At 70.0% G+C, this 24482-nt stretch carries 17 protein-coding genes; 7 read left to right on the top strand and 10 right to left on the bottom strand.

Annotated features, from left to right (window positions below; translation table 11 throughout):
• Nucleotides 1–26 precede the first annotated feature (26 nt).
• Together Q0654_RS19125 and Q0654_RS19120 are read left to right on the top strand one after the other, a co-directional pair.
• The gene (locus tag Q0654_RS19125; RefSeq protein ID WP_298856597.1) at nt 27–1334 is read left to right on the top strand and encodes an NAD(P)/FAD-dependent oxidoreductase; all 1308 of its coding nucleotides are present in this window, start codon (nt 27–29) and stop codon (nt 1332–1334) included.
• Nucleotides 1331–2335 (top strand): pteridine-dependent deoxygenase, encoded by a 1005-nt coding sequence (locus Q0654_RS19120; protein ID WP_298856596.1) that lies wholly within the window; start codon nt 1331–1333, stop codon nt 2333–2335. The genes Q0654_RS19125 and Q0654_RS19120 overlap by 4 nt, the downstream gene beginning before the upstream one ends.
• 547 nt (nt 2336–2882) lie before the next feature.
• On the opposite strand, the gene Q0654_RS19115 is transcribed toward Q0654_RS19120, so the two are convergent.
• The 6 genes from Q0654_RS19115 to Q0654_RS19090 form a co-directional block, all read right to left on the bottom strand.
• Entirely contained in the window at nt 2883–3599 is a 717-nt protein-coding gene (locus Q0654_RS19115) for a response regulator (RefSeq protein WP_298856595.1), read from the bottom strand.
• A 226-nt stretch (nt 3600–3825) separates the two neighbouring features.
• Nucleotides 3826–4977, bottom strand: coding sequence for a histidine kinase (locus Q0654_RS19110; protein WP_298856594.1), 1152 nt, complete (start codon nt 4975–4977; stop codon nt 3826–3828).
• A gap of 721 nt (nt 4978–5698) precedes the next feature.
• Nucleotides 5699–6979, bottom strand: a complete 1281-nt coding sequence (locus Q0654_RS19105; RefSeq protein WP_298856593.1) for an ABC transporter permease — start codon at nt 6977–6979, stop codon at nt 5699–5701.
• Entirely contained in the window at nt 6966–7706 is a 741-nt protein-coding gene (locus Q0654_RS19100) for an ABC transporter ATP-binding protein (protein ID WP_298856592.1), read from the bottom strand. The genes Q0654_RS19105 and Q0654_RS19100 overlap by 14 nt, the downstream gene beginning before the upstream one ends.
• The gene (locus Q0654_RS19095) at nt 7703–8887 is read right to left on the bottom strand and encodes an efflux RND transporter periplasmic adaptor subunit (protein ID WP_298856591.1); all 1185 of its coding nucleotides are present in this window, start codon (nt 8885–8887) and stop codon (nt 7703–7705) included. The genes Q0654_RS19100 and Q0654_RS19095 overlap by 4 nt, the downstream gene beginning before the upstream one ends.
• Nucleotides 8888–8892: 5 nt before the next feature.
• A complete protein-coding gene (locus tag Q0654_RS19090) occupies nt 8893–9609 on the bottom strand; it encodes a YIP1 family protein (protein ID WP_298856590.1) in 717 nt (238 codons plus the stop codon).
• An 810-nt stretch (nt 9610–10419) separates the two neighbouring features.
• On the opposite strand from Q0654_RS19090, the gene Q0654_RS19085 reads away from it, so the two are divergent.
• The 3 genes from Q0654_RS19085 (at nt 10420) to Q0654_RS19075 (ending at nt 13780) form a co-directional block, all read left to right on the top strand.
• Nucleotides 10420–11277 (top strand): hypothetical protein, encoded by an 858-nt coding sequence (locus tag Q0654_RS19085; RefSeq protein WP_298856589.1) that lies wholly within the window; start codon nt 10420–10422, stop codon nt 11275–11277.
• A 529-nt stretch (nt 11278–11806) separates the two neighbouring features.
• The gene (locus Q0654_RS19080) at nt 11807–12862 is read left to right on the top strand and encodes an NAD(P)-dependent alcohol dehydrogenase (protein WP_298856588.1); all 1056 of its coding nucleotides are present in this window, start codon (nt 11807–11809) and stop codon (nt 12860–12862) included.
• A gap of 84 nt (nt 12863–12946) precedes the next feature.
• Nucleotides 12947–13780 (top strand): hypothetical protein, encoded by an 834-nt coding sequence (locus tag Q0654_RS19075; RefSeq protein ID WP_298856587.1) that lies wholly within the window; start codon nt 12947–12949, stop codon nt 13778–13780.
• A gap of 340 nt (nt 13781–14120) precedes the next feature.
• Here the strand turns inward: Q0654_RS19075 and Q0654_RS19070 are convergent, their stop codons facing one another.
• The 3 genes from Q0654_RS19070 to Q0654_RS19060 all read right to left on the bottom strand — a co-directional run bounded on the left by Q0654_RS19070 (nt 14121) and on the right by Q0654_RS19060 (nt 18713).
• Nucleotides 14121–15338 carry a lipocalin-like domain-containing protein gene (locus Q0654_RS19070; protein ID WP_298856586.1) on the bottom strand — a complete coding sequence of 406 codons (1218 nt, stop codon included), beginning with the start codon at nt 15336–15338 and terminating at the stop codon, nt 14121–14123.
• 170 nt (nt 15339–15508) lie between these two features.
• Complete coding sequence (locus Q0654_RS19065) at nt 15509–18049, bottom strand: FtsX-like permease family protein (protein WP_298856585.1); 2541 nt, start codon at nt 18047–18049, stop codon at nt 15509–15511.
• Between the two features lie 4 nt (nt 18050–18053).
• Complete coding sequence (locus tag Q0654_RS19060; RefSeq protein ID WP_298856584.1) at nt 18054–18713, bottom strand: ABC transporter ATP-binding protein; 660 nt, start codon at nt 18711–18713, stop codon at nt 18054–18056.
• Nucleotides 18714–18947: 234 nt separating this feature from the next.
• On the opposite strand from Q0654_RS19060, the gene Q0654_RS19055 reads away from it, so the two are divergent.
• Both Q0654_RS19055 and Q0654_RS19050 read left to right on the top strand, forming a co-directional pair.
• Nucleotides 18948–19760, top strand: a complete 813-nt coding sequence (locus tag Q0654_RS19055; RefSeq protein ID WP_298856583.1) for an NAD(P)-dependent oxidoreductase — start codon at nt 18948–18950, stop codon at nt 19758–19760.
• 168 nt (nt 19761–19928) lie between these two features.
• Nucleotides 19929–20348: a VOC family protein gene (locus tag Q0654_RS19050; RefSeq protein WP_298856582.1), complete on the top strand. Its 420-nt coding sequence runs from the start codon at nt 19929–19931 to the stop codon at nt 20346–20348.
• Between the two features lie 69 nt (nt 20349–20417).
• On the opposite strand, the gene Q0654_RS19045 is transcribed toward Q0654_RS19050, so the two are convergent.
• Nucleotides 20418–24170, bottom strand: coding sequence for a zinc-dependent metalloprotease family protein (locus Q0654_RS19045; protein WP_298856581.1), 3753 nt, complete (start codon nt 24168–24170; stop codon nt 20418–20420).
• Nucleotides 24171–24482: the final 312 nt, after the last annotated feature.

Below are 24482 nucleotides of genomic sequence, written 5' to 3'. Positions count from 1 at the left end.
GCGCCCTTTACGCCCTCGATTCCTGCATGAGTTCCAGCGCCGCACGCGACCTCCCAGAGCACCTCGACGTCGCAGTGATCGGCGGTGGCCCCGCGGGCAGCACGGCGGCCACCCTGCTGGCGCGCGCCGGCTGGCGCGTGGGCCTGTTCGAGAAGGGGCGTCACCCGCGCTTCCACATCGGTGAAAGCCTGCTGCCGATGAACCTGCCGATCCTTGAACGCCTCGACGTGCTGGCCCAGGTCGAGGCCATCGGCGTACGCAAGCCGGCGGCCGATTTTCCGGCCGACGTCGGCGGCTACAGCAGCTTCGCCTTCTCGCGTGCGCTGGGCGCCGTGCCCGACCACGCCTTCCAGGTCCGCCGTGACCAGTTCGACGAGCTGCTGTTCGCCAACGCCGCGGCGGCTGGCGCCGAGGCGCACGAGGGCATCGAGGTGCTGGGCATCGAGCGGCTTGCGTCCGGGCGCTCGCGCCTGCGCCTGCGCATCGACGGCAGCGAGCGCAGCCTGGAGGCCCGCTATGTGGTCGATGCCTCGGGCCGTGACACCCTGCTCGGCCGCCAGTTCGATGTGAAGCGCGCCAATCCGCGCCACCGATCGGCGGCGGTCTATGCGCACTTCCGCGGCGTGGCGCGCCAGCCAGGCGAGGCTGCCGGCAACATCACCATCTATCGCCTGCCTTCCGGCTGGATGTGGATGATCCCGCTACCCGACGAAGTCATGAGCATCGGCGCGGTCTGCACGCCCGAGTATCTGAAGACCCGGCGCGGCCCGCTGGACCAGTTCCTGCTGGACACGATCCTGAAGCACCCCGACGCCGCGCGCCGCATGCAGGGCGCCGAACGCGTCTCCGAGCCTGAGGCCACCGGCAACTACAGCTATGCCTGCGGCCGCATCGCCGGCCCCGGCTGGGTGATGGCCGGGGATGCCTACGCCTTTGTCGACCCGATCTTCTCGTCGGGCGTGTTCCTCGCCATGCACGGCGGCGAGTGCGCGGCCGAACTGGTCGATGCCGTGCTGCGCGAGCCGGCCCGCGAGGCCGCGCTGCAGCAGGCCTACCGTGAACGCATCGACGGCGGCATCGGCGTGTTCAGCTGGTTCATCGAGCGCTTCACCACGCCGGTGATGCGCGAGCTGTTCCAGAACCCGCGCAATATCTGGCAGATCGAGCAGGCGGTGATCGCCATGCTCGCCGGCAATGTCTTCGACGACCGCGCCGTGCTGAGGCGCCTGCGCGCGTTCCGGGTGATCTACGCCGTCACCGCCCTGCTGCAGAAGCTGCGCGGCGAGCGGCGCGCGCCGGCCCTGCCCGCGTCGGCGCGAACGGAAGCCGCATGAGCGCGCAGCCGCGACTCGACCAGCCTGCCTTCGCGCTGACCCCGGGCTATGTGCGCTCGCGCGATCCACGCAGCCTGCTCGGCCCGCGCACGCTGGCGGTGTTCGGCTTCGGTGCGGCAGCGCCGACCCAGCTCGACGACCCGCGCTACCTGCGCGTGCCGCTACAGCCGCTGGAAGCCGAGGGCGCCGACACCTACGAGGTCTGGACCTGCAGCGAAGCGGTCGAGCCCTGGCGTGACGGGGCGATCGGCGGCGGCCGCAGCGCCTCGCTGTGCTTTGGCGCGCTGCAGCTCTCGGAAGATCCGTCTGGCCCGGCGGCCGCCGCCGAGCAGGCCTACCGGCTGCTGGCCGTGCATCGGCAGCGCGCTGCACATCCGCATCTGCTGCGCCTGTGGAACTACCTCGACGCCATCGTCGCGGGCGAGGGCGACGCGGAGCGCTACCGGCAGTTCTGCGTCGGTCGCGCCGAAGCGCTGGACATCCCCGATGCCGCGCTGCCGGCGGCCACCGCGATCGGCCACCGCGAGGGCACGCGACTGCTGCAGGTCTACTGGCTGGCCTCGACGCGCCCCGGCCTGCCGGTGGAGAACCCGCGCCAGGTGCCGGCCTACCGCTATCCGCGCAGCTACGGGCCGCGTTCGCCCAGCTTTGCACGGGCGATGCGCGCCGATCCGGCCGATGCCCTGCCCCTGCTGCTGTCCGGCACCGCCGCCGTGGTCGGCCACGCCAGCCTGCACCACGACTCGGTGGTCGCCCAGCTGCGCGAGACCTTCGACAACTTCGACAGCCTGCTGGGTGCGGCGCGCGCCGCCGACGCCCGGATCGTGCCCGCCTTCGGCGCGCACAGCCTGCTCAAGGTCTATCTGCGCGACGCCAGCGCACTGCCCGAACTGCAGGCCACGCTGACACGCCTGCTGCCTGCCGAAGTCCCGCGCCTGATCCTTGAAGGCGACATCTGCCGCCGCGAGCTGGCCGTGGAGATCGACGGCTTTCATGGGTGAAGCCGGGATTCGGGATTCGGGATTCGGGATCGGGTGCGGGTGCGGGTGCGGGTGCGGGTGCATAGGGTGGGCCCTGGCCCACCATGAGCGCCAACCTCGCCGCGGTCCCCATCGGACCACCGTCATCGTCATCGCCGTCGTCACCGCCCCGAGTGCAATGACCGGGGCGAGCAGCAAGGCCACGGTGGGCCAGGGCCCACCCTATTCGCATTCGCGCGCGATGCATCGCGGATCGGTGGCAGGTGACCAGTGAGGCGCGCAGCGGGTGGCTGCGCCACAAGCGCCTCCGACGGCCCCGGCCCTCGCGCATAGCGCTCGGGCGTTCGGCCGCGCGCGCGGCATGCCGCGCGAACGCGCCGCCTGCCTCCGGCCCCGGCCCTCGCGCACGGCGCTCGGGCGTTCGGCGGCGCGCGCGGCATGCCGCGCGAACGCGCCGCCTGCCTACGGCCCCGGCCCTCGCGCACGGCGCTCGGGCGTTCGGCGGCGCGCGCGGCATGCCGCGCGAACGCGCCGCCTCACCCCCAATCCCGAATCCCGAATCCCGGCTTTAAAGCGCCATCCGCGCCCTCAGCTGCTGGGCCGCGCGCCGGCTGACTTCGATCTCGGCACCGCTGGTGGTGCGTGCCACCAGCCCCTGGCCGACATCGGGCTCCAGGCTGCGGATGGCGTCGAGCCGCAGGATGCAGCTGCGGTTGACGCGGAAGAAATGCGCGGGGTCGAGGCGCTGCTCGATGCGGTTGAGCGAGCTCAGCACGAAGCTCTGGCCGTGCGCGCTGTACACGGCGGCGTGGTTGCCGACCGACTCGAAGCGCTCGATTTCCCGCAGCCGCACGATGCGCGCGCTCTCGCCGAACTTCAGCAGCAGGCCATGCTCCATCGGCAGCGTCGCCACCGTCGACTGTGCTTCCGGGGGGCGCAGGCGCGCGATGGTTTTCGCGAGGCGCTCGGGCTCCACCGGCTTGACCAGGTAGTCGAGCGCATTCAAGCCAAAGGCATCGATGGCGAAGCTGTCGAAGGCCGTGCAGAACACGAACTGGCAGCGGTCCTCGATGTGTTCGGCCAGCTGCAGACCGCTCATGCCGGGCATCTGGATGTCGAGAAAGGCGAGATCCGGCTGCAGCTGCTCCAGCGCCGCCAGCGCCTCCTGCGCATGCGTGGCCTCGCCGACGATCTCGATCTGCGGATGCACCGCCAACAGGCGGCGCAGTTCGGCGCGGGCAAGGCGCTCGTCATCGACCAGCAGGGTGCGGATGCGGGCACTCATGTCGACGTGCTCCAAGCGCACGCGTGCACGGAAGACCATTGCGTGGACCTTGGCCCACCGGAGCGAAGGCGTGTCGTGACGAACACGGCCAGCGTGTCCGAAACCCGAGCCTGCAACCCCATGCGACCTCCCCGCTCGCCGTGACATAGGGTGGGCCCTGGCCCACCGTAGCGCAGACCTGTCCCCACGAACCCGCATGGCGAGGCCAACATGCAGACCCGCGCCTTCATGCGCCCTCCCCATTCGAACGCCAGGGCAGGCACAGCCGCGCCCGGAACTGTGTGGTCAGCGCCTGCAGCTCCAGCCGCGCCGCATCGCCATAGCCGAGCTGCAGGCGCTCGCGCAGATTGGCCAATCCGGTGCGTGTCCCGTCCGGCTGAGCCTCGGGACACAGCGGGTTGACCACCTCCAGCCACCAGTGATCGGCCTGCGGACGCGCGCGGATCAGCAGCTCGCCGCCTTCCGGCCGCGGCGCGATGCCGTGCTTGATCGCGTTCTCGACCAGCAGCAGCAGGGCCAGCGAGGGCAGGCTGCGGCTCAGGCAGACCGGATCGAGATCGACGTTCACCCGCAGACGCTGTTCGAGCCGCGCCTGCTCGATGGCGAGGTAGCGCTGCGCCAGCCGCCATTCCTCCTCCAGCGTCTGCGTGCTGCGCTCGGCCTGCGAGAGGTGGAAGCGGAACAGCTCGGACAGCTGGGTCACCAGATCCGCCGCGCGCTGGGGGTCTTCGAAAATGGTGCCGCGGATGGTGTTGAAGGCGTTGAACAGGAAATGCGGATTGAGCTGGCGGGTGAGCTGGTCCAGCCGCGCCTGACGCACCTGCTGCTGCAGGCGGCGGCGCTGGCGGAAGGCGTGCCAGCCGAGGTAGAGCGCGGTCCACACACACAGGGTCGAGGCCAGGTTGGCAACGGCCAGCACGTAGAACTGCGCGCCCTCAATGCTGACGCCGAACTCCGCGCCCTCGGAATTGAAGCGCACCGAGGTGATGGTGCCGGCCTGCATCAATTTCAGAGAGTCGATGGCGAGCGTCGCGCCCAGCGACAGCAGGGCCAGCACGACGATCCACCCGAGCAGCGCAAGCCAAGCCGGCCAGCGCGGCACCTGGCCGAGAAAGAACAGGCGCAGCGCAGGGCGCAGCCCTGCATGCGTGATCAGGAAGAAGACCCAGGACTCCAGCGCCATGCGCGCGATCCAGGCCTGGCTGCTGGCGCCGCCGGATCCCACGATCTTCTGCAGCAGGGTGGCGCTGAGCAGGATCGAGCCGATGAACACCGCCGCCTGCAGCGCCCAGTAGGCCGGTGAGGCGATGAACAGCGTGCGCCGCCACGCGACCAGCAGCGACATCAGCGTCGATGGCGAATGTGATTCGGCGTCCATGCATTCCCTGTCAGTGCGCGGGTCCGCGCATCATCGCCCAGACACAATCGAAGATGCCGCCCGCGCGCGTCCCTGCGCGCGGTACGACGGGACGCGCGAACGCGCCCCGGGTCGAAGCGCATCCCGCGCTTCGCAGCCGCCGCATCGCGAGCGATGCGGCGGAATTCGAACGAACGACTGCCAAGTAGGTTGGGCCAAGCGCAGCGTGGCCCAACGCACGCAGCCTTGGATCTCGCGGTGGCGTTCGATGTCGCGACGTTGGGCCGCGCTGCGCTTGGCCCAACCTACAAAGTGCGTCTCCCCTCTCCTCCATTGAGGCAGGGGTTGGGGAGAGAGGAACGAAGCTCGCCGCGAGCATTCGCCCCCTCTCCCCCAGCCCACCTTCGCTTCGCTCGGGCTCCAGAGAGCGTCGGCTGCCACCGGCAGGCGACAAGCGCTCTGCTCCGCTTCCCACAAGGGGAGAGGGGGGCTTGGGAATCGGTCTGGACTGAACGCATTTCGGGCAGCGACACCAGATCTGGGATACGAGAAGAACAGACGATATCGAGCCCCTCTCCCCTGGTGGGAGAGGGGTTGGGGAGAGGGGGAGAAACCTTGCGGCGAGCGTGCGCCCCCTCTCCCCCTACCCCTCTCCCACGAGGGGAGAGGGGAGCTTGCACATCGCTCAGCACCGATGGCTCTCGCCAATCCCGATTCCCGAATCTCGATTCCCAATTCCCGGCTACTCATACCTCAACGCCTCGATCGGATTGAGCCGCGCCGCCTTCACCGCCGGCGCCAGCCCGAAGATCACGCCGATCGCCGTCGTAAAGCCCAGCGAGAGCAGTACCGCCCAGCCCGGCACCGAGGCGCCGCTGAGGCCGGGCACGCCCATGCCGATGACGAGCGCAAACGCCCAGCCCAGCGCCAGGCCAATCAGCCCGCCGAACAGGCTCAACACCAGGGCTTCGACCAGGAACTGCAGCAGGATGAAGCGCGGCGTCGCGCCCAGGGCCTTGACGATGCCGATCTCGCGGGTGCGCTCGGTGACCGAGACCAGCATGATGTTCATCACCCCGATGCCGCCGACCAGCAGGCTGATACCGACCACCGCGCCAGCGACCATGGTGACGCCGCTGACGATGCTGTCGAAGTTCTCGCGGGTGCGCTCGGCGGTCTGGAACTGCACCGGGTCGGGCGCGTCCTTGGCCAGCGCGCGACGCGCGCGGATCACCTGTTTGACCTGCGCTTCCAGCTGCTTGATGTCGCCGCCCGCCTTCGGCCGGAAGTAGATCTGCACGTCCTCGCGCGCGCCCGGCGCCGACAGTGAGCGCAGGGTCGAGAAGGGCGCGAACACGTAGTTGTCCTGGTCGAAGCCGAACAGGGTGCCGCGCGACTCGCCCACACCGATCACCCGGAACCACTCGCTGCCGAGCTGCACGAACTGGCCGACCGGGTTGTCGCCGAGCTCGAGGTCCTTGACCACGGTGGTGCCCAATACGACGACGCGACGGCGCCGCGCATCGTCGCTGTCCGAGATGAAGCGGCCCTGGTCCGTGTAGACGCGCACCACGTGCTGGTAGTTGGCGGTGGTGCCGAGGATCTGCGCGGTGGTGGTCGAGGTCGCGCTGCGGAGCTGCCCGCCCAGGCCGATCGGCTGGGTCACCGCGGTCATGTCCTCGACCTCGCGCACCCGCTCGCGCACGGCCAGGAAGTCCTCGCTCGACAGGGTGTTGCGCAGGCCCAGCATGGCCTGCTGGCGCGGCGTGTAGGCGCTGACGATCACCATGTCCGAGGCGAGGTCATCCAGCTGCTTGGTGACCGAGCTGGACAGACCCTGCATCACCGCCACCACGGCGATGACCGCGGCCACGCCGATGATGATGCCGAGCGCGGTCAGCGCGCTGCGCAGGGCGTTGGCGCGGATCGCTGCGATCGCCGCGAAGCTGCCCTCCAGCACGGCGTGGCCGAGACCGGATTCGATCACCGCGGGCGCGCCGCGAGCCTTCTCAGTGCGCGCCATGGGCCATCCCCGCGCGTCCGCTCTGGCGGCGGTCCTCGACGACGCGGCCGTCGACCAGACGCAGGCTGCGCCGGCAGTGGTCGGCGATCTCCTGCTCGTGGGTCACCAGCAGGATGGTGTGGCCTTCCGCATGCAGGGCATCGAACAGGGCCATGATCTCCACCGTGGTGCGGCTGTCGAGGTTGCCGGTGGGCTCGTCGCCCAGCAGGATGGTCGGCTCGGTCACCAGCGCACGGGCGATCGCCACGCGCTGGCGCTGGCCGCCGGAGAGCTGGTTGGGCAGATGGTTCACGCGCTGAGCGAGTCCGACCCGTTCCAGCGCATGCAGCGCACGCTCGCGACGCTCGCCGCGCGACATCACCCGATAGACCAGCGGCTGCATCACGTTGGCCAGCGCCGACGCCCGCGGCAGCAGATTGAAGCTCTGGAAGATGAAGCCCACCGAGCGGTTGCGCTCGTGCGCGAGTTCGGTCTCGTCCATCTTCGCGACGTCGCGCCCGCGCAGCAGGTAGCGGCCCTCGCTGGGCACGTCCAGGCAGCCGAGGATGTTCATCAGGGTCGACTTGCCCGAGCCCGAGGGGCCGACGATGGCGACGTACTCATTGGCTTCGATGGCGACATCGATGCCGTCCAGCGCCATGAACTCGCTCTCGCCCATGCGGTAGCGCTTGCGCACGCCTTCGAGGCGGATCACCTCGCTGGCGCTTGGCAGCGGCTGCGCGCTCATTCGTCGGCGTCCTTGTCGGCAGCCGGGTCCGATGAAGAAGGCTCACGCTGGCGCAGGCTCTGACCCGCCGCCAGCGTCGCCAGCACGCGACCCGGGCCGGTGACCACGCGATCGCCTTCCTGCAGCCCGCCGCGCACTTCCTGCGAGAAGTCGTTGGCCATGCCGACCTCGACATCGACGCGCTCGGCGACGAGCTCGCTGCCCACGCGCCAGACGTAGTGCTGCTCACCGTCCTTGCGCACCGCCGCCACCGGCACATTGAGGCCCGGTTCGCCCTGCGCGGTCTCGATCTCGGCGCGGCAGCTCATGCCCGGGTGCAGCACCAGCTCGGTGGCCGCGATCTGCACCTGCACCTTGAAGCTCAGGCTCTGGCTGACGCCCTGCGCGCGCGCCGAGGTGCCGATCTGCACGACGGTGCCGGCAAGCGGGGTGTTCGGGTGCGCCGCGGCGAACACCTGCACCGGCTGGCCCAGACGGATGCGCGCGATGTCGGCCTCGTCCACCCGCAGCTCGGCCAGCAGCACCGACGGATCGGCCAGCACCATCAGGTCGGAGCCGACGATATTGGTGGTGCCGGCGATGACCGTCTCACCCGGCTTGATGTCGACCGAGATCATCACGCCGTCGATCGGCGCCGTGAACAGGGTGCGCTGCAGGCGGTCGCGCGACAGCTCGCGCTGGGCCTGTGCCTGCGCCAGGGTCTGCTCGCCGGCCTCGACCGCGATGCGCGCGATCTCGTGCTGGCTCTGCAGCTGCTCGAAGCCATCCTGGCCGACCAGGCCGCGCTCGCGCAGGGTGCGCTGGCGCTCCAGCTGGCGCGACAGGTCGGCCAGCCGCGCGCGGCGCGAGCGGATCTCGATTTCGGCCGCGCGCACGCCGGCATCGGCGGCATCCAGATCGGCCTGGAAGGCTTCCTGGTCGAGCCGCATCAGCAGATCGCCGCGCTGCACGCGCTGGCCTTCCTCGACCAGCACCTCGGCGACGCGGCCGGTGACTTCCGAGCGCAGCTGGATCTGGGTCTCGTAGACCAGGTTGCCGGAGGCCAGCGCGGTGTCGTTCAAGGCACCGCGCTCGACCGTGGCGACGTCGACCTGCGGCGACTGCTGGCCGCCGCGCGAGCCGGCCCAAAGCAGCACACCGAGGCCGGCGACGATGGCGAGTGCGATCAGAGGCTTGCGCATGAGGGTCAACCCTGGGCCAGAACGATGGCCAGCCACGGCAGGTAGATGAGCAGGCTGGGCAGCGCCGCCAGCAGCAGGGCCTTGCCCCAGCCCAGACCGCTCCAGACGCGGGCGGCGACGGCGACCAGGAAGATGCTCCACAGGTAGAACAGATTGGCGAAGCTCGCCAGCGCGTAGCCGTTCTCGCCGTTGGGAATGCCAAACACCAGGTTGTTGAGGCTGGCGTAGTTGCCCAGATCCAGCGGCAGGTTGCCGCCGCCGCGGACCAGCACCAGCGCGATCAGGCCCAGCGCGTTGATCACCATCGGCAGCTGGCCGAAGGCGGCCGCCGCGAACCAGCGGCCGAAGCTGTTGCGCTCGCGGCTCAGCAGGCGCTCGCCAAGGAAGTAGGCGAAGCCGAACACCAGGCAGGCCAGCGGCATCATCAGCGTCACCATGATTGCGCCGAGATGCGCGCTGTACGGCGCGACTGCGGCGACCTGGGCGCGAGCCGCCGCCAGCTGGTCGGCCGGCATGTCCGGCATGCCGGCGAGCTGCTGCTCGACGATCCACTCGTGGCTCATGCCCGCGTACAGGGTGTAGAGGCTGGCCACGGTGACCGCGATCACCAGGGCCAGCGCCGCCCAGGACCAGGCGGGACGCTCGCGCAGTGCGGCAAACGCCTGGGAGGGCGCGAGATAGGTGTCGAGCAGAGCGGAAGGCAGGTTGCGCGAAGCGGTCATGGTGGTCTCCCCGGATAGGTGTGCACAGTGAGCGTGCACGGGGCCAGACGCGGCTGCCGGAAAAATGTGATCAGCGGTTTCACGGCGTGGGGAGCGGTCGGCAGGACGGGTCACGGTCAACGGGGCAGGCCATCGCTCAGCCGCAGCCGCGCCGCCGCGGGTCGTTCTCGCCCGACCGCTGCAGTGCGCGGGCCTGGTCCCGACATTCTCGGGACGCATAGGGTGGGCCCTGGCCCACCATGAGCTTCGCACTCGCCACGGTTTCGCTGCGCTTCTGCAAGCTCTCCGCAGACGAAGCGCGAACGCCTTCGTCCAGCCCTGCAGCGCGCCGCGCACTGCTTTCATAGGGTGGGCCCTGGCCCACCATGTGCTCCACGCTCGCCTCGGTCTTGCTTCGGTGCTTCGGTGCTTCTGTGCTCGAAGCGAAGAGTGATCGCTCTCGATCAGCCCTACCGCGCTCGCGATGTCTGGCTACCCACGGCCATTTACGCTTCTGGCCTGATCGAGCGCTTGCCTGGCGCCCCCGCTGAGCAGTGCGGATTCCCGACCGCGAGATCCTGCCCACGGAACTCAGCGCCAAACCCACAGTCTGTTCGGGCCCCGCACCTTTCGGTGCTTGCCTGTCTGCCTTCCATGACCCGTCACTATCGCGTCCTGCTCGGGACAGCTCTGGTCCTTTTCGCGCTTGCAGCCGTGTGGCAGGTCTCTTCTTCCCGCGCAGCCCGACCTGGCCACCCCGATCCTGCCGCGATGCCGTCCGTCGCAGCACGGGAACCCGGGCACGTGCAGGAGGGCGCTGAAGCTGGCGCCGTGTTTGGGGCGGCTCCTGCCCGTGCGGGCACAAGGCAGACAAGCGCCTCCGGCATCGCCGCTGCCCTCCTGCCCGACGACGCGCCGGTCGACCACGTCATCGCCCAGCTCGACGCGGCTGCACGTGCGGGTGACGCTCAGGCGGCCTGCCGCGTCGGCAACGAGCTCATGCGCTGCGAGAAGCTGCGCTACTGGGAAACACGAGAGTGGTCCGAAGAGTTCGTGCGGCGCGCCGCCGGGCAGGAGGGCATCGACCGATTGCTTCCCGAAATCACGCAAGCGATCGAGCGCGGCGAGAGGCTGGTCGAATCCTGTGCGCGTGTCGACGCAAGACTCAGGCGCGATCTGCCTCGCTATCATCTGGTCGCCGCCCTGCAGGGCAACGTGCACTCGGCCGCGCAGTTCGTTTCCATGGCGACGCAGCCGGGCGATCTGGTGCGCGATCCGCAGCTGTATGCGATGTACCGCCTGCATGCCTGGCGCCTGTTCCGGCTGGCCTTCGAGGCGGGCCATCCCGACGTTCTGCTGGATTGGAGTAGCGCCAGCTCGGGTGCGAACGCGCTCGGCGGGGTGATTCCGGAGGACTGGCGCAAACCCGAGGTCGCCTCGGCCCTGTTTCGTCGCGTCTACCTGGGCGGCGAAGATTGGCGCGAGGTGCACGGCAGGCCGCTCAGCCCGGAGCAGGTCGACGAAGTGGATTCGACCTACCGTCGGCACTTCGAGCACAGCCCCTGGGAGGCGCAGTTTCCCCAGCTGGCGGGCAGGCCTGACGACCTTGGCGAACGTCTGCTGCAGGAGATCTCGGAACCGCTTCGGCTCAAGTCCTGCGCGGCATCCACTGCGCCGCATTCGCCATAGGTCAGACGAAGTCAGTCCGTCGCGCGCTTCGTGCATGCCCGCGGCATTCGCTGCGGAGCGTCATGGGGCGGGCCCTCGGCCACTGCACGTTGGGCTTCCCCGTGGCTGAACTTCGCTGCAGGCCAGAAGGGCACAGAGCAAGGACTGCCGCGTCGTCGTTCGGCCGCCACCGAGAGCCGAGCAGAAGAGCTTGTCCGTCGCGCTGCGCGACCCATGCATCAGGAGTGTGGGGCGAGTGCCGGGTGCATGGTGGGCCAGGGCCCACCCTATCCAGCTCCCGGAGAGCTTCAGGGCAAGGGCGGTGGTGAACGCCCTTGCACGTCGGCCAAGGCGATGTTGGCGCGGAGCCGAGTCGGTGCTCGGCGAAGTTCGGAGCACGCGCTGCGCCCGGCCCTCACCCCAAGCCCTTGGCCTTCGCTTCGCTCGGGCCCTCGGCTGCAGCGGAGGCCGGAGCGACTTGAGCGAACCCCCACCCCGCGACTGCAGTCAGTGGACTAGCATCGCCGGTTCAATCGACCGGAGCTAAACCATGCCCCACCCCACCCTCTCCTACGCCGCCCCCTCCGCCAAAGCCCCGCTGGCCCCCTTCAAGCTCGACCGCCGCGAAGTCGGCCCCACCGATGTGCTGATTGAAATCGCCTACTGCGGGGTCTGCCATTCCGATCTGCACCAGGCGCGCGAGGACTGGGGTCCGGCGCTGTTTCCGATGGTGCCCGGGCACGAGATCGTCGGCCATGTCACCGCGGTCGGCGCCGGGGTCCTGGAGTACAAGGTCGGTGACCGCGTCGGCGTTGGCTGCATGGTCGATTCCTGTCGGACCTGCGAGCAGTGCGCGGCCGGCGAGGAGCAGTTCTGCGACCGCGGCGCGTCGATGACCTACAACGGCTTCGAGCAGGACGGCAAAACGATGACCTTCGGCGGCTACAGCCAGCGCATCACCGTCGATCAGGCCTTCGTGGTGCGCGTGCCCGAGGCCCTGCCGCTGGATCGCGCCGCACCGCTGCTGTGTGCGGGTATCACCACGTATTCGCCGCTGAAGCGCTTTGGCTGTGGCCCCGGCAAGAAGGTCGCGGTGATGGGTCTGGGTGGGCTGGGCCACGTCGGCGTGCGCATCGCCCGCGCGATGGGGGCCGAGGTGACCGTGATCTCGACCTCCGAGCGCAAACGCGCAGACGCCGCCGAACTGGGTGCGCACGACTTCCTGGTCAGCACCGACGCCAAGGCGATGAAGGCCGCGGCAGGACGCTTCGACCTGATCCTCGACACCGTGTCGGCGGTGCACGATTTGAACGCCGGCCTCAACCTGCTGCGCACCGACGGCACCCTGGTGCTGGTCGGCGTGCCCGAGGAAGCCCTGCCGGTGCAGCCCTTTGCCATCATCGGCCGCCGTCGCCGGCTGGCCGGCTCGCTGATCGGCGGCATCGCCGAGACCCAGGAGATGCTCGACTTCTGTGCGCAGCACGGCGTGCTGGCCGACATCGAAACCGTGGCCATGGCCGACATCAACCAGGCCTGGGAGCGCCTGCTGAAGAACGACGTGCGCTATCGCTTCGTCATCGACATGGCGACTCTGCGGGCAGCGTAAGGCGATCGGGCCGCGTGCGCGCCTTGACGCGCTGCGCACGCGGCCTGCACGCCGGCTTACGCGGTCCTCACCGAGCATGCGTCCATGACATCTCCAAGCCGCCTCCTGCAACGCCTGCCGCGCCCTGCCCTGCTCGCGATCGGACTCAGCGCCTCGCTCGCGGTCGCCCACGCCGCCGTGCCCGAGCCGGGCGAGGGCGCGCGCCTGCTCGGCTACTCCGGCGAAGCGCGGTCGCCCGGAAGCGGTGCCTTGATCTACGTCGAAGAGCACCTGCTGCGCGAGCAGGCCGGGCAGCCGGTCGAACGGCTGGTGCTGTACCGCTGCGCCGACGGTACGCCGTTCGCGCGCAAGCAGGTCGAGTACGGCGCCCAGCCCTTCGCGCCGGCCTTCGACCTGGTCGATGCGCGGCTCGACTACCGCGAGGGCCTGCGCCGCGAGGGCGAGGCCTGGATTGTCTTCGGTGGCGCCGGCGAGCGCGCCCAGCAGACGCCGCTGGAGGACATCGAGTCCATCGTTGCCGACGCTGGCTTCGAGCCCTTCGTGCGTCAGCACTGGGCGCAGCTGCAGGCCGGTGAGAGCGTGCCCATCGACTTCCTCGTGCCCTCGCGGGCGCGCAGCTACGGCTTCCGGCTGAGCAAGGTCGAGGCGCTTGAGATCGAGGGCGAGGCCGCCAGCCGGATGCGCCTGTCGCTGAGCGGGGTGTTCGGGCTGTTCGCGCCGGCCATCGACGTGATCTACCGCGATTCCGACCAGTGGCTGCTGCGCTTCGAGGGCATGACCAATATCCGCGAGAGCGCACGCAAGAATGTGGTCGCACATATCGCGTTCCCGCAGACACCCGCACCGGTGGCAGCCGAGGCTTGGGCGCAGGCGAGCGCCGAGCCCCTGCAGAGCTGCGCGCTGCCGGCGGCGGGTTGAGGACTGGGGCTGCGGGCTCTGCTCAGGTCAATGCGCCACGCGTTTTCCGGGGCGCGCACCGCGGATCGCGCATGGCTGATCGAAGCCTCGATAACGGCAATCGCGCATAGGGTGGGCCCTGGCCCACCATGAGCTGATCGAAGCCTCGATAGCGGCAATCGCTCATAGGGTGGGCCCTGGCCCACCATGAGCCGAACACTGGCCCCGGTCCTCTTCACCGATGAGGCGCAAGGCGAAATGCGCGGACGCGGCTGCACCCGAGCGAGCGCGATACCGCGGTGGGCCAGGGCCCACCCTATGCGGGCCTCGTGGCCGGCGGTTGCGATGCCGCCGGCGCCAATCACTCGCCGTAGCCGGTCAGCTCCAGATAGCCCTCGGCCTGCGCCTCGCGCCCGCCCAGGCGCCCGCGCGCATCGATCGCGCCCTCCCAGTAGCGCACCGTGGTGTCCAGCTCTTGCGCGTCCTGCACGCTGTCGACTTCGAGATCGAAGTCGAAGCGCGTCGAGCGCAGGCGCCAGCCCAGCGGATAGCGCACGCCGGTTTTGGGGCTGAGCCACTGGCGCTGTGCGTTGGCTTCCACCATGCCATCGGCGAACGGCTCGACCCTGCCGTCGGCGTGGATAAAGCTGCCGCGACTGGAAACGACTTCGCCAGAACGATCGCGGATGTGGAACAGCATCAGGGCCTCACCCGAATCGAAGCGCAGCGAGAACCAGTCCCAGCCGACCTGGGCGTCGCCGAGCAGGCTGGAGGTCCACTCGTGGTCGTACCAGGCGCCGCCCTGCACCGCATGCGTCTCGCCGTCCATCTCGATCTCGCCGCGCGCGTCGAGAAACGGATAGGCGTAGTAGTACGAGGCGGCACCCGGCAGGTCCGACTTCGCGCTGTAGCCGCCCTCGCCGTGCAGCACTCTTGGGCCCGATTCCGACAGTTCCAGCCGGTAACGGAAATCCTCGCCACCGCAGTCGAGCGTGAGCGGCAGCAGCTGCTGCGCGTCGGACGACGCACCCACGCAGTCGCCCAGCCAGCCGCGCCAGGGCGAGGTCTGCACGCCCGCCAACCCGACAGCACCGCGGGCGAAGCGCTCGACGTGGCGGAAGCCGCCGCGGTCGAGATCACTCACCGCCGCGTGCAGCATGTAGACCTGCCCGCCCGCGAAGTCGGCGCGGGTGGCCGCGTCTTCCGGGCGCAGCGCGAAGCGGAACAGCGCCCACTGCGCGCCGAATCGCCGGCCCTGCGCGTTCTGAAGGCGCGCGGTGAGGTACCACCACTCGATGCGATGCCGCGGATGCGCGCCGTGGTCGGCGGGGAAGCCGAGCGCGCGCGGCGCGACGGTGTCGAAGCCTGCGGTGTCCTCGCCGAGCTGCAGGGTTCGGGCGAGTGGTGCCGGGGTGGTGGTGGCTTGCTCGCTGCTTGCAGCCGCCACAGGCGGCCGCCCGGAGCGCTGCACGTCAGAGCGCGCGTTTGCTGCATCGAGCGGGGCCTGATCGAGGCCGCAGCCAGCGAGCAGCAGCGCCAGCGCGAAGCCTGCGATTCGCACCCACGCAGGCGGTGGCAACCACGCGCTCCTCTCGCCAAGCAGAGTTCCCGCCTTGCGTGCCGTTGCCGTCGCCCCCGCGCAGGCGGGGGCCCAGTTCCACGCTGGGTGCCCGCCTTCGCGGGCACGACGATCCGGGACTTTCTCGACAACATCCGCGCCGCTGCGCGGCATGGAGCGCCTTTGAACAGTCATGCCCCTGCCCCCCGCAGCTGTCGACTCAGGTCCGCGCCCGCGCTGCGTCGCGCCGGCCACCAGGCAGCGAGCACCGCGGCCAGGGTCGAGATCACGATGGCGCTGGCGATCTGCGCCCAGGGCAGATCGAGCTGCATGCTCCAGCCGAAGCTGCGGCGGTTGATCACTTCGATCAGCAGCACGGCGAGGCCGAGGCCCAGCGGCAAGGCAGCCAGGCCGGCGATCAGGCCGAGCACGCCGCCCTGCACGCGCTGCAGGCGCGAGAGTTCGACCGGCGTCAGGCCCAGCGCGCGCAGCAGGGCGAACTCGCGGCTGCGCTCGATCGCCAGCGCCGACAGCGCGCCCAGCACCGCGACCACGGCGATCAGGCCCGCCAGCAGACGCAGCACGTCGGTGATCGCGAAGGTGCGTGCGAACACCTCCAGGCTGATCGCGCGGATCTCGCCGGCAGTTACCACCTGCAGGCCGGCGTGCTCGGCGAAGCGCGTGGCGATCAGCGCTTCGAGTTCAGCCTTGAGTCGCGCCGCTTCGCTCACCGGCGCGTACAGAGCCAGGGCGCCCACCGCGCGATCACCGAACAGCTGCTGGTAGCGCGCCAGGTCCAGCGTCAGCACGCCCTGCGGGCTGCTGTAGTCGCGGTAGATGGCGGCGACACGCAGATCGACCTGGCCCTGCGGCGTGGGCATCCGGAACGCATCGCCGACAGCGAGCTTCAGGCGCTGCGACAGCGGCTCGCTGATCAGGGCCTCGCCGGCCGCGAAGCGCGACCAGAGCTGCGGGTCTTCCGCGCCCGCGATCAGTTCGAAGCCGCTGCGGCCCTGCGCGGGCAGCTGCAAGCCCACGACTTCCACGGGGCCGGACTCGGGCAAGCGCTGGCTGCGGCGGTTGAGGCCAATGCCCTCGACGCCCTCCAGTGCCCCTGCGGCTTCCACCAGTCCGTCCGGCAGCGCGCTGCGGCCACCGGCCGAGAGGTAGACCTGCGCCTGCAGGCTGCGGTCGATCCACACGCTCAGCGCTTCGCGAAAGCTGTGGATCATGCTGCTCATGCCGATCACGGTGGCGATGGCCAGCGCCAGCGCGGCCAGTGCGATGCCGGTGCGGCCGAGCGTGCGGCGGGTGCCGGCGATCAGCCAGCGCCAGCGCACCGGGGCTTCGCGCAGCACCGCTTCCAGCGCGCCCAGCGCATGGCCAGCCGCCCACGGGATCAGGCCGAGGGCTGCGATCAGGCAGGCGAACAGACCCGCGAAGCCCCAGAACAATCCCTGCGGGCCGTAGAGGATCAGCGCGAGTCCCGCGGCGAACAGCGTGACCGCCGGCAGCAGCAGTGCGCGCAGACGCTGCTCGGGCGCGCGCAGGCCCGCGCTGTCGCGACCCAGCGCATCCAGCACCGGCACGCCCAGCGCATCACGCAGCGGCAGCAACACGGCGACGATGGCACCGGCGATGGCAAGTACGGCCGCCTTGCCCAGCAGCAGCGGCGACAGGCTGAGCGCGCTGACTTCAACCCGGTAGAACAGCTCGCCGTAGCTGCGCGCCAGGCCCTGCAGCAGCACGCTGCCCAGCGCGATGCCGAGCGCGATGCCGATGCCCGCGGCCAGCACGCCGACCAGCGCCGCCTCGCCGAGCATCAGCGCGCCCAGCTCACGGTTCGACACGCCCAGCGCGCGCAGCAGACCGATCAGGCGACGCCGCTGCAGGGCGAGAAAGCTCAGGGTCTGGAACACCACGAACACGCCGACCAGCAGGGCCAGCAGGCTCAGCGCCTTCAGGTTGATCTCGAAGGCGCCGCTCATTGCCGCGAGCTGGCTGTCCTGTTCGGTGGTGGCGACGAGACGCAGGCCCAGCGGCAGGGACTGCGCGATTCCGGCGGCGCGGGCTTCATCGGCGATCAGATCGATGCGGGTCAAGCCTTCGAGGCCGGTGATGGCCTGGGCCGCGGCGATGTCGGCGAGCAGCCAGTCGCCGCTGCCGGTGGGCAGACGGTCGTCGGGCAGCAGGGCCAGCACGCGCAGCGCTTTCGCGCGGCCGTCTACGCTGAGCGCAAGCGTGTCGCCCGGCGCGAGCTGCAAGCGCGCCGCCAAGCGCTGCGACAGCAGCACGACGTCGTCGCGACCGATCAGCGCGCCCGGGTCGAGCGGCACTGCGCCTGCTCCATTCCGTCGGCCCACGCCGCCCGCGAGCCATGGGCGCAGCGCAGCCTCGCTCAGGGGCTCGATGCCGAGCAGGCGCAGACGCGCGCCGCTGCCCGCATGCAGCACTTCGCGCTCGATCAGCGGTGCGCTGCGCCACAGCCCCTGCGCGCGCAGCTCGGCCAACAGACGCACCGGCACCTCGGCGCCATCGGCGGTGATCTGGTGCGTGGCCGCGCCCGACAGCGCGCGCCGCGATTCGAGAAAGGCGCCACGCGCGGAGTCGACCGCGAGGTCGATGGCCACCACCACCGCCACGCTGAGCGCGAGGCCGAGCAGCATCAAGAGCGCCTCGCCCGGCGCGCGCCGGTGCGCGTTCCACAGCGTGAGTGCGAGTCGCTTCGTCATCGCCTCAGGCCGGCACCAGGCGGCCGTCCTGCATGCGCAGCAGGCGATCGGCCTGGCCCATCACCTCGGCTGCATGAGTCACCAGCAGCAGGCTGGCGCCGGCCTCGCGACAGGCACCGATCAACAGCCGCATCACCGCGGCCGCGCTTTCGGCATCGAGGCTGCCGGTGGGCTCGTCGGCCAGCAGCACCGAGGGCCCGTGCACCAGCGCGCGCGCCACCGCCACCCGCTGCTGTTGGCCGCCGGAGAGTTCATCGGGGAAGCGTTTGGCAAGCTCGCCCAGACCGAGCTGATCGAGCAGCGCCTGCGCACGCCGCCTGGCGTCGGTGCCGCTGATCCCGACCAGCTCCAGCGGCAGGCAGAGATTGTCTAGCGCGGACAGGCTGGGCACCAGGTTCCAGCTCTGGAACACCAGCCCCAGATGCCGCCGCCGGAAGCGCGTGCGCGCGGTCTCATCGAGCGCGTCGAGCCGCGTGTCATCGAAGCGGATCTCGCCGCCGTCGGCGCGATCGATGCCCGCCACCAAATGCAGAAGCGTCGACTTGCCCGCCCCGCTGCGGCCCACCAGGGCCACGCACTCGCCAGGCGCGAGGTCGAGATCCAGCCCATCGAGGACCGGGGTATCGCCGAATCGGCGCTGCAGCTGGCGGACGGTGAGGTGCATGGGCGCAAGTGTGGCGGAGAGCAGGCGAGGACGCAGTGCAGACGGGCGAATGCCCACGCTGCGACGTTGGGCCGCGCTGCGCATGGCCCAACCTGCCTTGAGCGTCCCGGAGGCTTTGGAGCCGCGCTCTGACCAATCCTGAATCCCGAATCCCCAATCCCGAAGGCAGCACCGACCCCACAGCGCACGCCCTACACTCCAGGCCCCCCATAAGTTCGACGGAGCCCACACGCCATGTCCCTCAAAGGCCAGACCCTGTTCATCACCGGCGCCTCGCGCGGCATTGGGCTCGCGATCGCGCTGCGGGCGGCGCGCGATGGGGCGAACGTGGTGATCGCGGCGAAGTCCTCGGTGCCCAATCCGAAGCTGCCGGGCACCATCCACAGCGCGGCCGAGGCCGTGGTCGCGGCCGGTGGGCAGGCGCTGGCGCTGAAGTGCGATATCCGCGAAGAGGACGAGGTGCAGACGGCGGTGGCGGCGACGGTCGAGCGCTTCGGCGGCATCGATATCCTGGTCAACAACGCCAGCGCGATCTGGCTGCGCGGTGCGCTGGACACGCCGATGAAGCGCTACGACCTGATGCACGGCGTCAACGCGCGCGGCACCTTCCTGTGCAGCCAGGCCTGCCTGCCGCACCTGCTGAAGTCGGCCAACCCGCATATCCTGACCCTGGCGCCACCGCCCAACCTCGACCCCAAGTGGTTCGCGCCGCATACCGCCTACACCATGGCCAAGTACGGCATGAGCCTGGCCACGCTCGGCCTGGCCGCCGAGTTCGGCCCGCAGGGCGTGGCGGTGAATGCGCTGTGGCCGAAGACCGTGATCCTGACCGATGCGCTGAACATGATCCCCGGCGTCGACCACGACGGCTGCCGCCGGCCCGAGATCGTCGCCGATGCGGCGCACGCGGTGCTGTGCACCCCGGCCACGCGCCTGAACGGCCAGTTCCTGATCGACGAGGACGTGCTGCGCATCCAAGGCGTCGAGGACTTCGAAGGCTATGCGGTGAGGCCAGGGCATCCGCTGATGGCGGATTTGTTTCTTTGAGCTGGGATTGGGGATTCGGGATTTGGGATTCGTGAGAGCCGAAGCGTTTGGGCGTGCCGTGGTCTGTTGCCGGGCGGCTGGCTTAGCATTTTGCAGTGATGCCCTCTACGTTGCCGCATGGCGGTTACTCTCGAATCCCGAATCCCGAATAACGAATCCCGGCTCAACATGAAATATCTCCACGCAATGGTCCGCGTCCGCGACCTCGACGCTTCGCTGAAGTTCTGGTGCGACGGCCTCGGCCTGATCGAAACGCGTCGCCGCGATTATCCGCAGGGGCGCTTCACCCTGGTCTACCTCGCTGCGCCCGAGAACCCCGAGGTCGAGGTCGAGCTGACCTACAACTACGATGACGAGGACTACGGGTCAGCGCGCAACTTCGGCCATCTCGCCTTCGCCGTCGACGACATCCACGCCACCTGCGCGCATCTGCAGGCGCAGGGCATCACCATCAACCGTCCGCCGCGCGATGGGCGCATGGCCTTCGTGCGCAGCCCGGACCTGATTTCGGTCGAGCTGCTGCAGAAGGGCGAGGCGCTGGCGCCGGTCGAACCCTGGGTGTCGATGCCCAACGTCGGCAGCTGGTGATCGCCGCGTCGCAATGAAGAAGGGCAGGCCCTGCGGCCTGCCCTTCCTGTTTGCTGCGTGTGTCGGGGCTTACTCGAAGCCGTCGGCGAACACGTCGTCGATGCCGACCTCGCTCTGCAGGCTGTCGGTATTGTTGCCGGCCTCGGGGTCCGTGTACGGCGCCGCCAGGCTGACCGCAGCGCTGCTGACAAAGCGCGTGCCGAGCGCCGTGCCGGCAAGCACCGTGGCATTGAGCTGCACGCGGGCGCTGCCGCCGACCGCCAGGGCCAGCGTCGGCAGCGCGCCGCTCCCGCTCGCGCTGGAGCAGCTCGAGCCGGGTGAGGCCGTGCAGGTCCAGGCCAGTGCCTGCAGCTGCGCCGCCGGGGTGAAGGCGAGGTTGGCCTGCGGCACGGCGAGCACGCTGCTGCGGTTCTCGACGTCGACCACATAGCTGATCGGCTGGCCCGCGGCGACCACGCCGGGCAGGCGCGACAGGCGCAGCGCCAGGTCGGCGATGAAGTCGTCGTTGACGATCTCACCGATCGCAGAGACCGGGCTGAGCACCAGGCCACCCTGGCTGCTGGACAGATCGAGGAAGAAGCGCTCGTCGGCTTCGGCGACGGTGTCGCCGATCACCTGCACGGTCACCGTGCGGCTGGGGTTCACGCTGGCGTCGAAGCTCACGCTGCCGCTGGCGGCGACGAAGTCCTCGCCCGCCGTCGCGGTGTCTGCACGGGTGCTGTAGGCGACGCTGAATCCACCCGCGACCTGCCCGCTCAGCTGCAGGGTGAAGGTAAGCGGGCGGGTGCCGCTGTCGCCTTCGGCCACCAGCGCCGGCGCGGTGCTGAGGGTGGCGCTGTCGTTGTCGGTAATGCTCACCGTGATCGGCGGCACGCTGACGCCGCTGTAGCCGCCGCCGCTGACCGCGTGCGTGATCACGCCGCTGTGCGGGCCTTCGACCACGCTGTCGTTGACCGCGCTGACGGTAATGGTCTGCGGCGTGGCCCAGTTCGTGGTCGTGAACTGCAGCGTCGACGGGCTCAGCTGCAGCTGGCCATCCGGTGTGGCTGTGAAGCTGACGTTGGCGGTCGGCGCCTGGCTCAAAGCCACCGTGTAGCTGTCGCTGCCGCCCGCTTCCGTCACCGCGGTGCTGCCGCCGCTCTGCACCAGCAGTACTTCCGGCGGCACGCCGTCGACCACCAGATCGAAGAGGCGACGCTCGACGGCGCCGCAGCTGTCGGCCACCTCGACCTCGATCGGATAGGTGGCGAAGGGCGTGCTGGCGCCGACGTTGATCGTCACCTGGCCGTTTGCGGCGACGCTGAGGCTGCCGCCGCCCGCCAGCGTGGTCGGGCTGACGCTCACGCCCAGCAGATTGCCGTTGCCGTCGGCGGGTGCCGCCGAGGGCGCGACTGTGGCCGACGCATTGCGCGCCAGGGTCTGGTTGGCATAGGTGCCCAGCGTCGGCGTCAGATTGCGCGAAACGTTGACCACCACCTGTGCCACGGTGCTGGCGCCGGCGCTGTCGGTCACGCTGAGCTGCAGCGGATAGGCGCGGTTGCCGCCGGGTGCCACCAGCTCGCAGCTGGCGGTGGCCGACAAGGCGACCGTGCCGGCGTTGTTCTGCACGCTGGCCGCGAGTCCCGGCGGTGCGCCGCTGACGACGAGGGCGAGGCTGCCGGCAGCATCCTGCGTATCGCTGACCGTGGCGACGTTCGCGGTCGCCGTGGGGCTGCCCTGGCGGGTGCTGAGCGCCGCAGTGACGTTGATGGCGGGCGGGGTATTGGCGCCGGTGATGCTGAAGTTGGCGTCGCTGACGTCGAAGAAGATGTTGCCAACCGCCTGCACGCGCAGGCGTGCCTGCGTGCTGGCCGGCGTGTTGGCGGGAATGCTGACGCTCTCGCTGCCGTCATTGGGCGTCGATGCGGCCAGCTCGATCGGCCAGCTCGCGCCGCCGTCCAGCGACAGGGTGATGCGCACGTTGGCGGTATTGATGCCGTTGGCGGTGGTGCCGGCGACATCCCAGGTGACCGTCTGCGTGCTGCCTGCCGCCCAGCTCACTGCGGTGTTGGGCGCGGTGAGCGCGAACGGGCCCGCTGCCGCCACCACGGTCACCGCGGTGCTGGCCTCGTTGGTGCCACCGCCGCCGGCGCGGTTGTCGCGCGCGGTGACGCGGAAGTTCAGGGTGCGGTTGGTGCTGGGCAGCACCTCGGCGGTGAGGTAGCTCGGCGAGCTGGTGCCCGGCAGCGGCGCGGTAGCGGGCGCGACATTGGCGTTGTTGAGGATGTAGCGCCAGCTCGGGAACACGCGGCTGGGCGAGGGCGTCGCCGCGAACGAGCGGAACAGCGGGCCGGAGCCGGTGTCGGTGATCGAGCCCGCCGCATTGGCCGCACCGAGGTCGAACTGCTCCCACAGCCAGGTCAGGCTGTCGCCATTGGCATCGCTGCCGCTGGCGGTCAGCTCGAAGGGCGTGCGCGCGGGAATCGTGAAGGCGGCCGGCGCATTCACGACCGGCGGGGTGTTGCCGGTCGCGTTGGTGGTGCCGCAGCTCGCGCCGGTGCTGGCGTTGGTGGTGAAGGCCAGCATCTCGTTCAGGCTGACCCGGTGGAAATAGTCCTCGCTGTTCGGCTGCAGGTTGTCGGCCCCGCAGATGCCGGCATAGGCCTGGATGGTGATGCCGCTGCCGGGTTCGTAGGCGGTGGTGCCGTTGCGGTTGCCGCCGGAACAGCTGCCGCCGGAGCCGTTGAAGGTGTGGTTGCCGCGGAACTGGTGGCCGATCTCATGGGCGACGTAGTCGACGTCGAAGGGGTCGCCCACCGGCGAGCCGGAACCCGTGACGCCGCGCGCCTTGCCGCTTCCGCAGACCACGCCAAGCCCGGCGATGCCGCCGCCACCGGTGCTGACCACGTGGCCGATATCGAAGTTGGCAGAACCAATCACACTGTTCAGATTGGTTGCGTTCTGGCCCAGCATGGTTGAGCCATTGTTGTTGGTGTACGGGTCGGTGTTGCCATCGGTGTAGATGATCAGGTCATTGTTCGCCACCAGCACCATCCGCACCGACAGTTCGCGCTCGTAGATGCCGTTGACCCGGTTCATCGTGGTGACGATCGCGGCGAGGCCATCGGCAACGGTGCCGCCGTTGAACGCGGTGTACTCACCGGTAGCCGCCATCGCCAGCCGATAGGTGCGACGCACCGTGCCCGAGCTCAGCTTGGGCTGGCTGCCCTTCCGCTGGAAGTTCGGCAGGTCCTTGGGCAGGGCCTCGCCGGTCACGCCGCAGCGCAGGACTTCGCCGTCGTCGGGCGCATCCGCCTTGGCATAGACCACGTAGTTGCCGGTGTCGCGCGGCTGGTAGGGGTCGATGTAGTAGCTGCCGCGCCAGCCGATGACCTGGGCGCGGAAGCCCTGCTTGCTCAGGTCGAAGCGCAGGCTGGCGCTGGGATCATCGATGCCCTGGCCGAGGTAGGTGCGGATCTCCGGATACTTCGCCGCCAGCGCGGCCTCCATGATCGGCGACTCGACGATGCGGAAGCGCTCGAAGCTGCCGTCCGGACGCGGCAGGCTGAGCTCGCGCGCACTGCTCTCCACCTGGACCTGGTCCTCGTGCGGGGCATCGGCCAGCAGCACCGACAGCGACTGCAGATCGAGCGCGGCGGTGCGGTAGCGCTGCGGCACAATGCGGCGCGGCTCGCTGCTGCGCTGGATGGCGGCCTCCTCGCTCCAGCGCCACAGCCCGTCGGCGGACTCGGCGCCGGTCTGGGCGGCGGCAGGCAGGACGGCGAACAGCAGCAGCAGGACCAGCGCCAGGCTGGCCTGGCGCGCGAACAACGTACGGATCATGCGGGTTCCCGGTTGGACGCCCGGCTCCCCCCGGGCAAGCCGCCGAGAATCGCCCAGCCGGCCGTAGTCGGCAAGTGACGGCCGGTGGGTTGCAGTGCTCGACGCTGCGGAGCCTGCTGTTATCGCCGCTGTTCGATGGCCGCGCTGCGGCGGCGCCTGGCAGCTCGTCGAAGAACGCCCTGCCGGGGAGTTCTTCTGGTCGGCGGTCCGGCGCAGGTCCGTACCGCCTCACGACACATCAATCGATTGCGCGCTTGCTTCGTCGTCCCGGCCATCGCTGGCCGGGCTGGCAGGCTGCCTTCAACAACAGCC

Source organism: uncultured Aquimonas sp. (assembly GCF_937888285.1).
In the GTDB taxonomy this organism is placed as follows: domain Bacteria; phylum Pseudomonadota; class Gammaproteobacteria; order Xanthomonadales; family Xanthomonadaceae; genus Aquimonas.
This window is presented reverse-complemented; position numbering and strand designations above follow the sequence as displayed.

What these genes read in the sequence shown, in the direction of transcription:
- Q0654_RS19125 (WP_298856597.1), top strand. Translation starts at nt 27, where the DNA reads ATGAGTTCCAGCGCCGCACGCGACCTCCCAGAGCACCTCGACGTCGCA.
- Q0654_RS19120 (WP_298856596.1), top strand. Translation starts at nt 1,331, where the DNA reads ATGAGCGCGCAGCCGCGACTCGACCAGCCTGCCTTCGCGCTGACCCCG.
- Q0654_RS19115 (WP_298856595.1), bottom strand. Translation starts at nt 3,599, where the DNA reads ATGAGTGCCCGCATCCGCACCCTGCTGGTCGATGACGAGCGCCTTGCC.
- Q0654_RS19110 (WP_298856594.1), bottom strand. Translation starts at nt 4,977, where the DNA reads ATGGACGCCGAATCACATTCGCCATCGACGCTGATGTCGCTGCTGGTC.
- Q0654_RS19105 (WP_298856593.1), bottom strand. Translation starts at nt 6,979, where the DNA reads ATGGCGCGCACTGAGAAGGCTCGCGGCGCGCCCGCGGTGATCGAATCC.
- Q0654_RS19100 (WP_298856592.1), bottom strand. Translation starts at nt 7,706, where the DNA reads ATGAGCGCGCAGCCGCTGCCAAGCGCCAGCGAGGTGATCCGCCTCGAA.
- Q0654_RS19095 (WP_298856591.1), bottom strand. Translation starts at nt 8,887, where the DNA reads ATGCGCAAGCCTCTGATCGCACTCGCCATCGTCGCCGGCCTCGGTGTG.
- Q0654_RS19090 (WP_298856590.1), bottom strand. Translation starts at nt 9,609, where the DNA reads ATGACCGCTTCGCGCAACCTGCCTTCCGCTCTGCTCGACACCTATCTC.
- Q0654_RS19080 (WP_298856588.1), top strand. Translation starts at nt 11,807, where the DNA reads ATGCCCCACCCCACCCTCTCCTACGCCGCCCCCTCCGCCAAAGCCCCG.
- Q0654_RS19075 (WP_298856587.1), top strand. Translation starts at nt 12,947, where the DNA reads ATGACATCTCCAAGCCGCCTCCTGCAACGCCTGCCGCGCCCTGCCCTG.
- Q0654_RS19065 (WP_298856585.1), bottom strand. Translation starts at nt 18,049, where the DNA reads ATGACGAAGCGACTCGCACTCACGCTGTGGAACGCGCACCGGCGCGCG.
- Q0654_RS19060 (WP_298856584.1), bottom strand. Translation starts at nt 18,713, where the DNA reads ATGCACCTCACCGTCCGCCAGCTGCAGCGCCGATTCGGCGATACCCCG.
- Q0654_RS19055 (WP_298856583.1), top strand. Translation starts at nt 18,948, where the DNA reads ATGTCCCTCAAAGGCCAGACCCTGTTCATCACCGGCGCCTCGCGCGGC.
- Q0654_RS19050 (WP_298856582.1), top strand. Translation starts at nt 19,929, where the DNA reads ATGAAATATCTCCACGCAATGGTCCGCGTCCGCGACCTCGACGCTTCG.
- Q0654_RS19045 (WP_298856581.1), bottom strand. Translation starts at nt 24,170, where the DNA reads ATGATCCGTACGTTGTTCGCGCGCCAGGCCAGCCTGGCGCTGGTCCTG.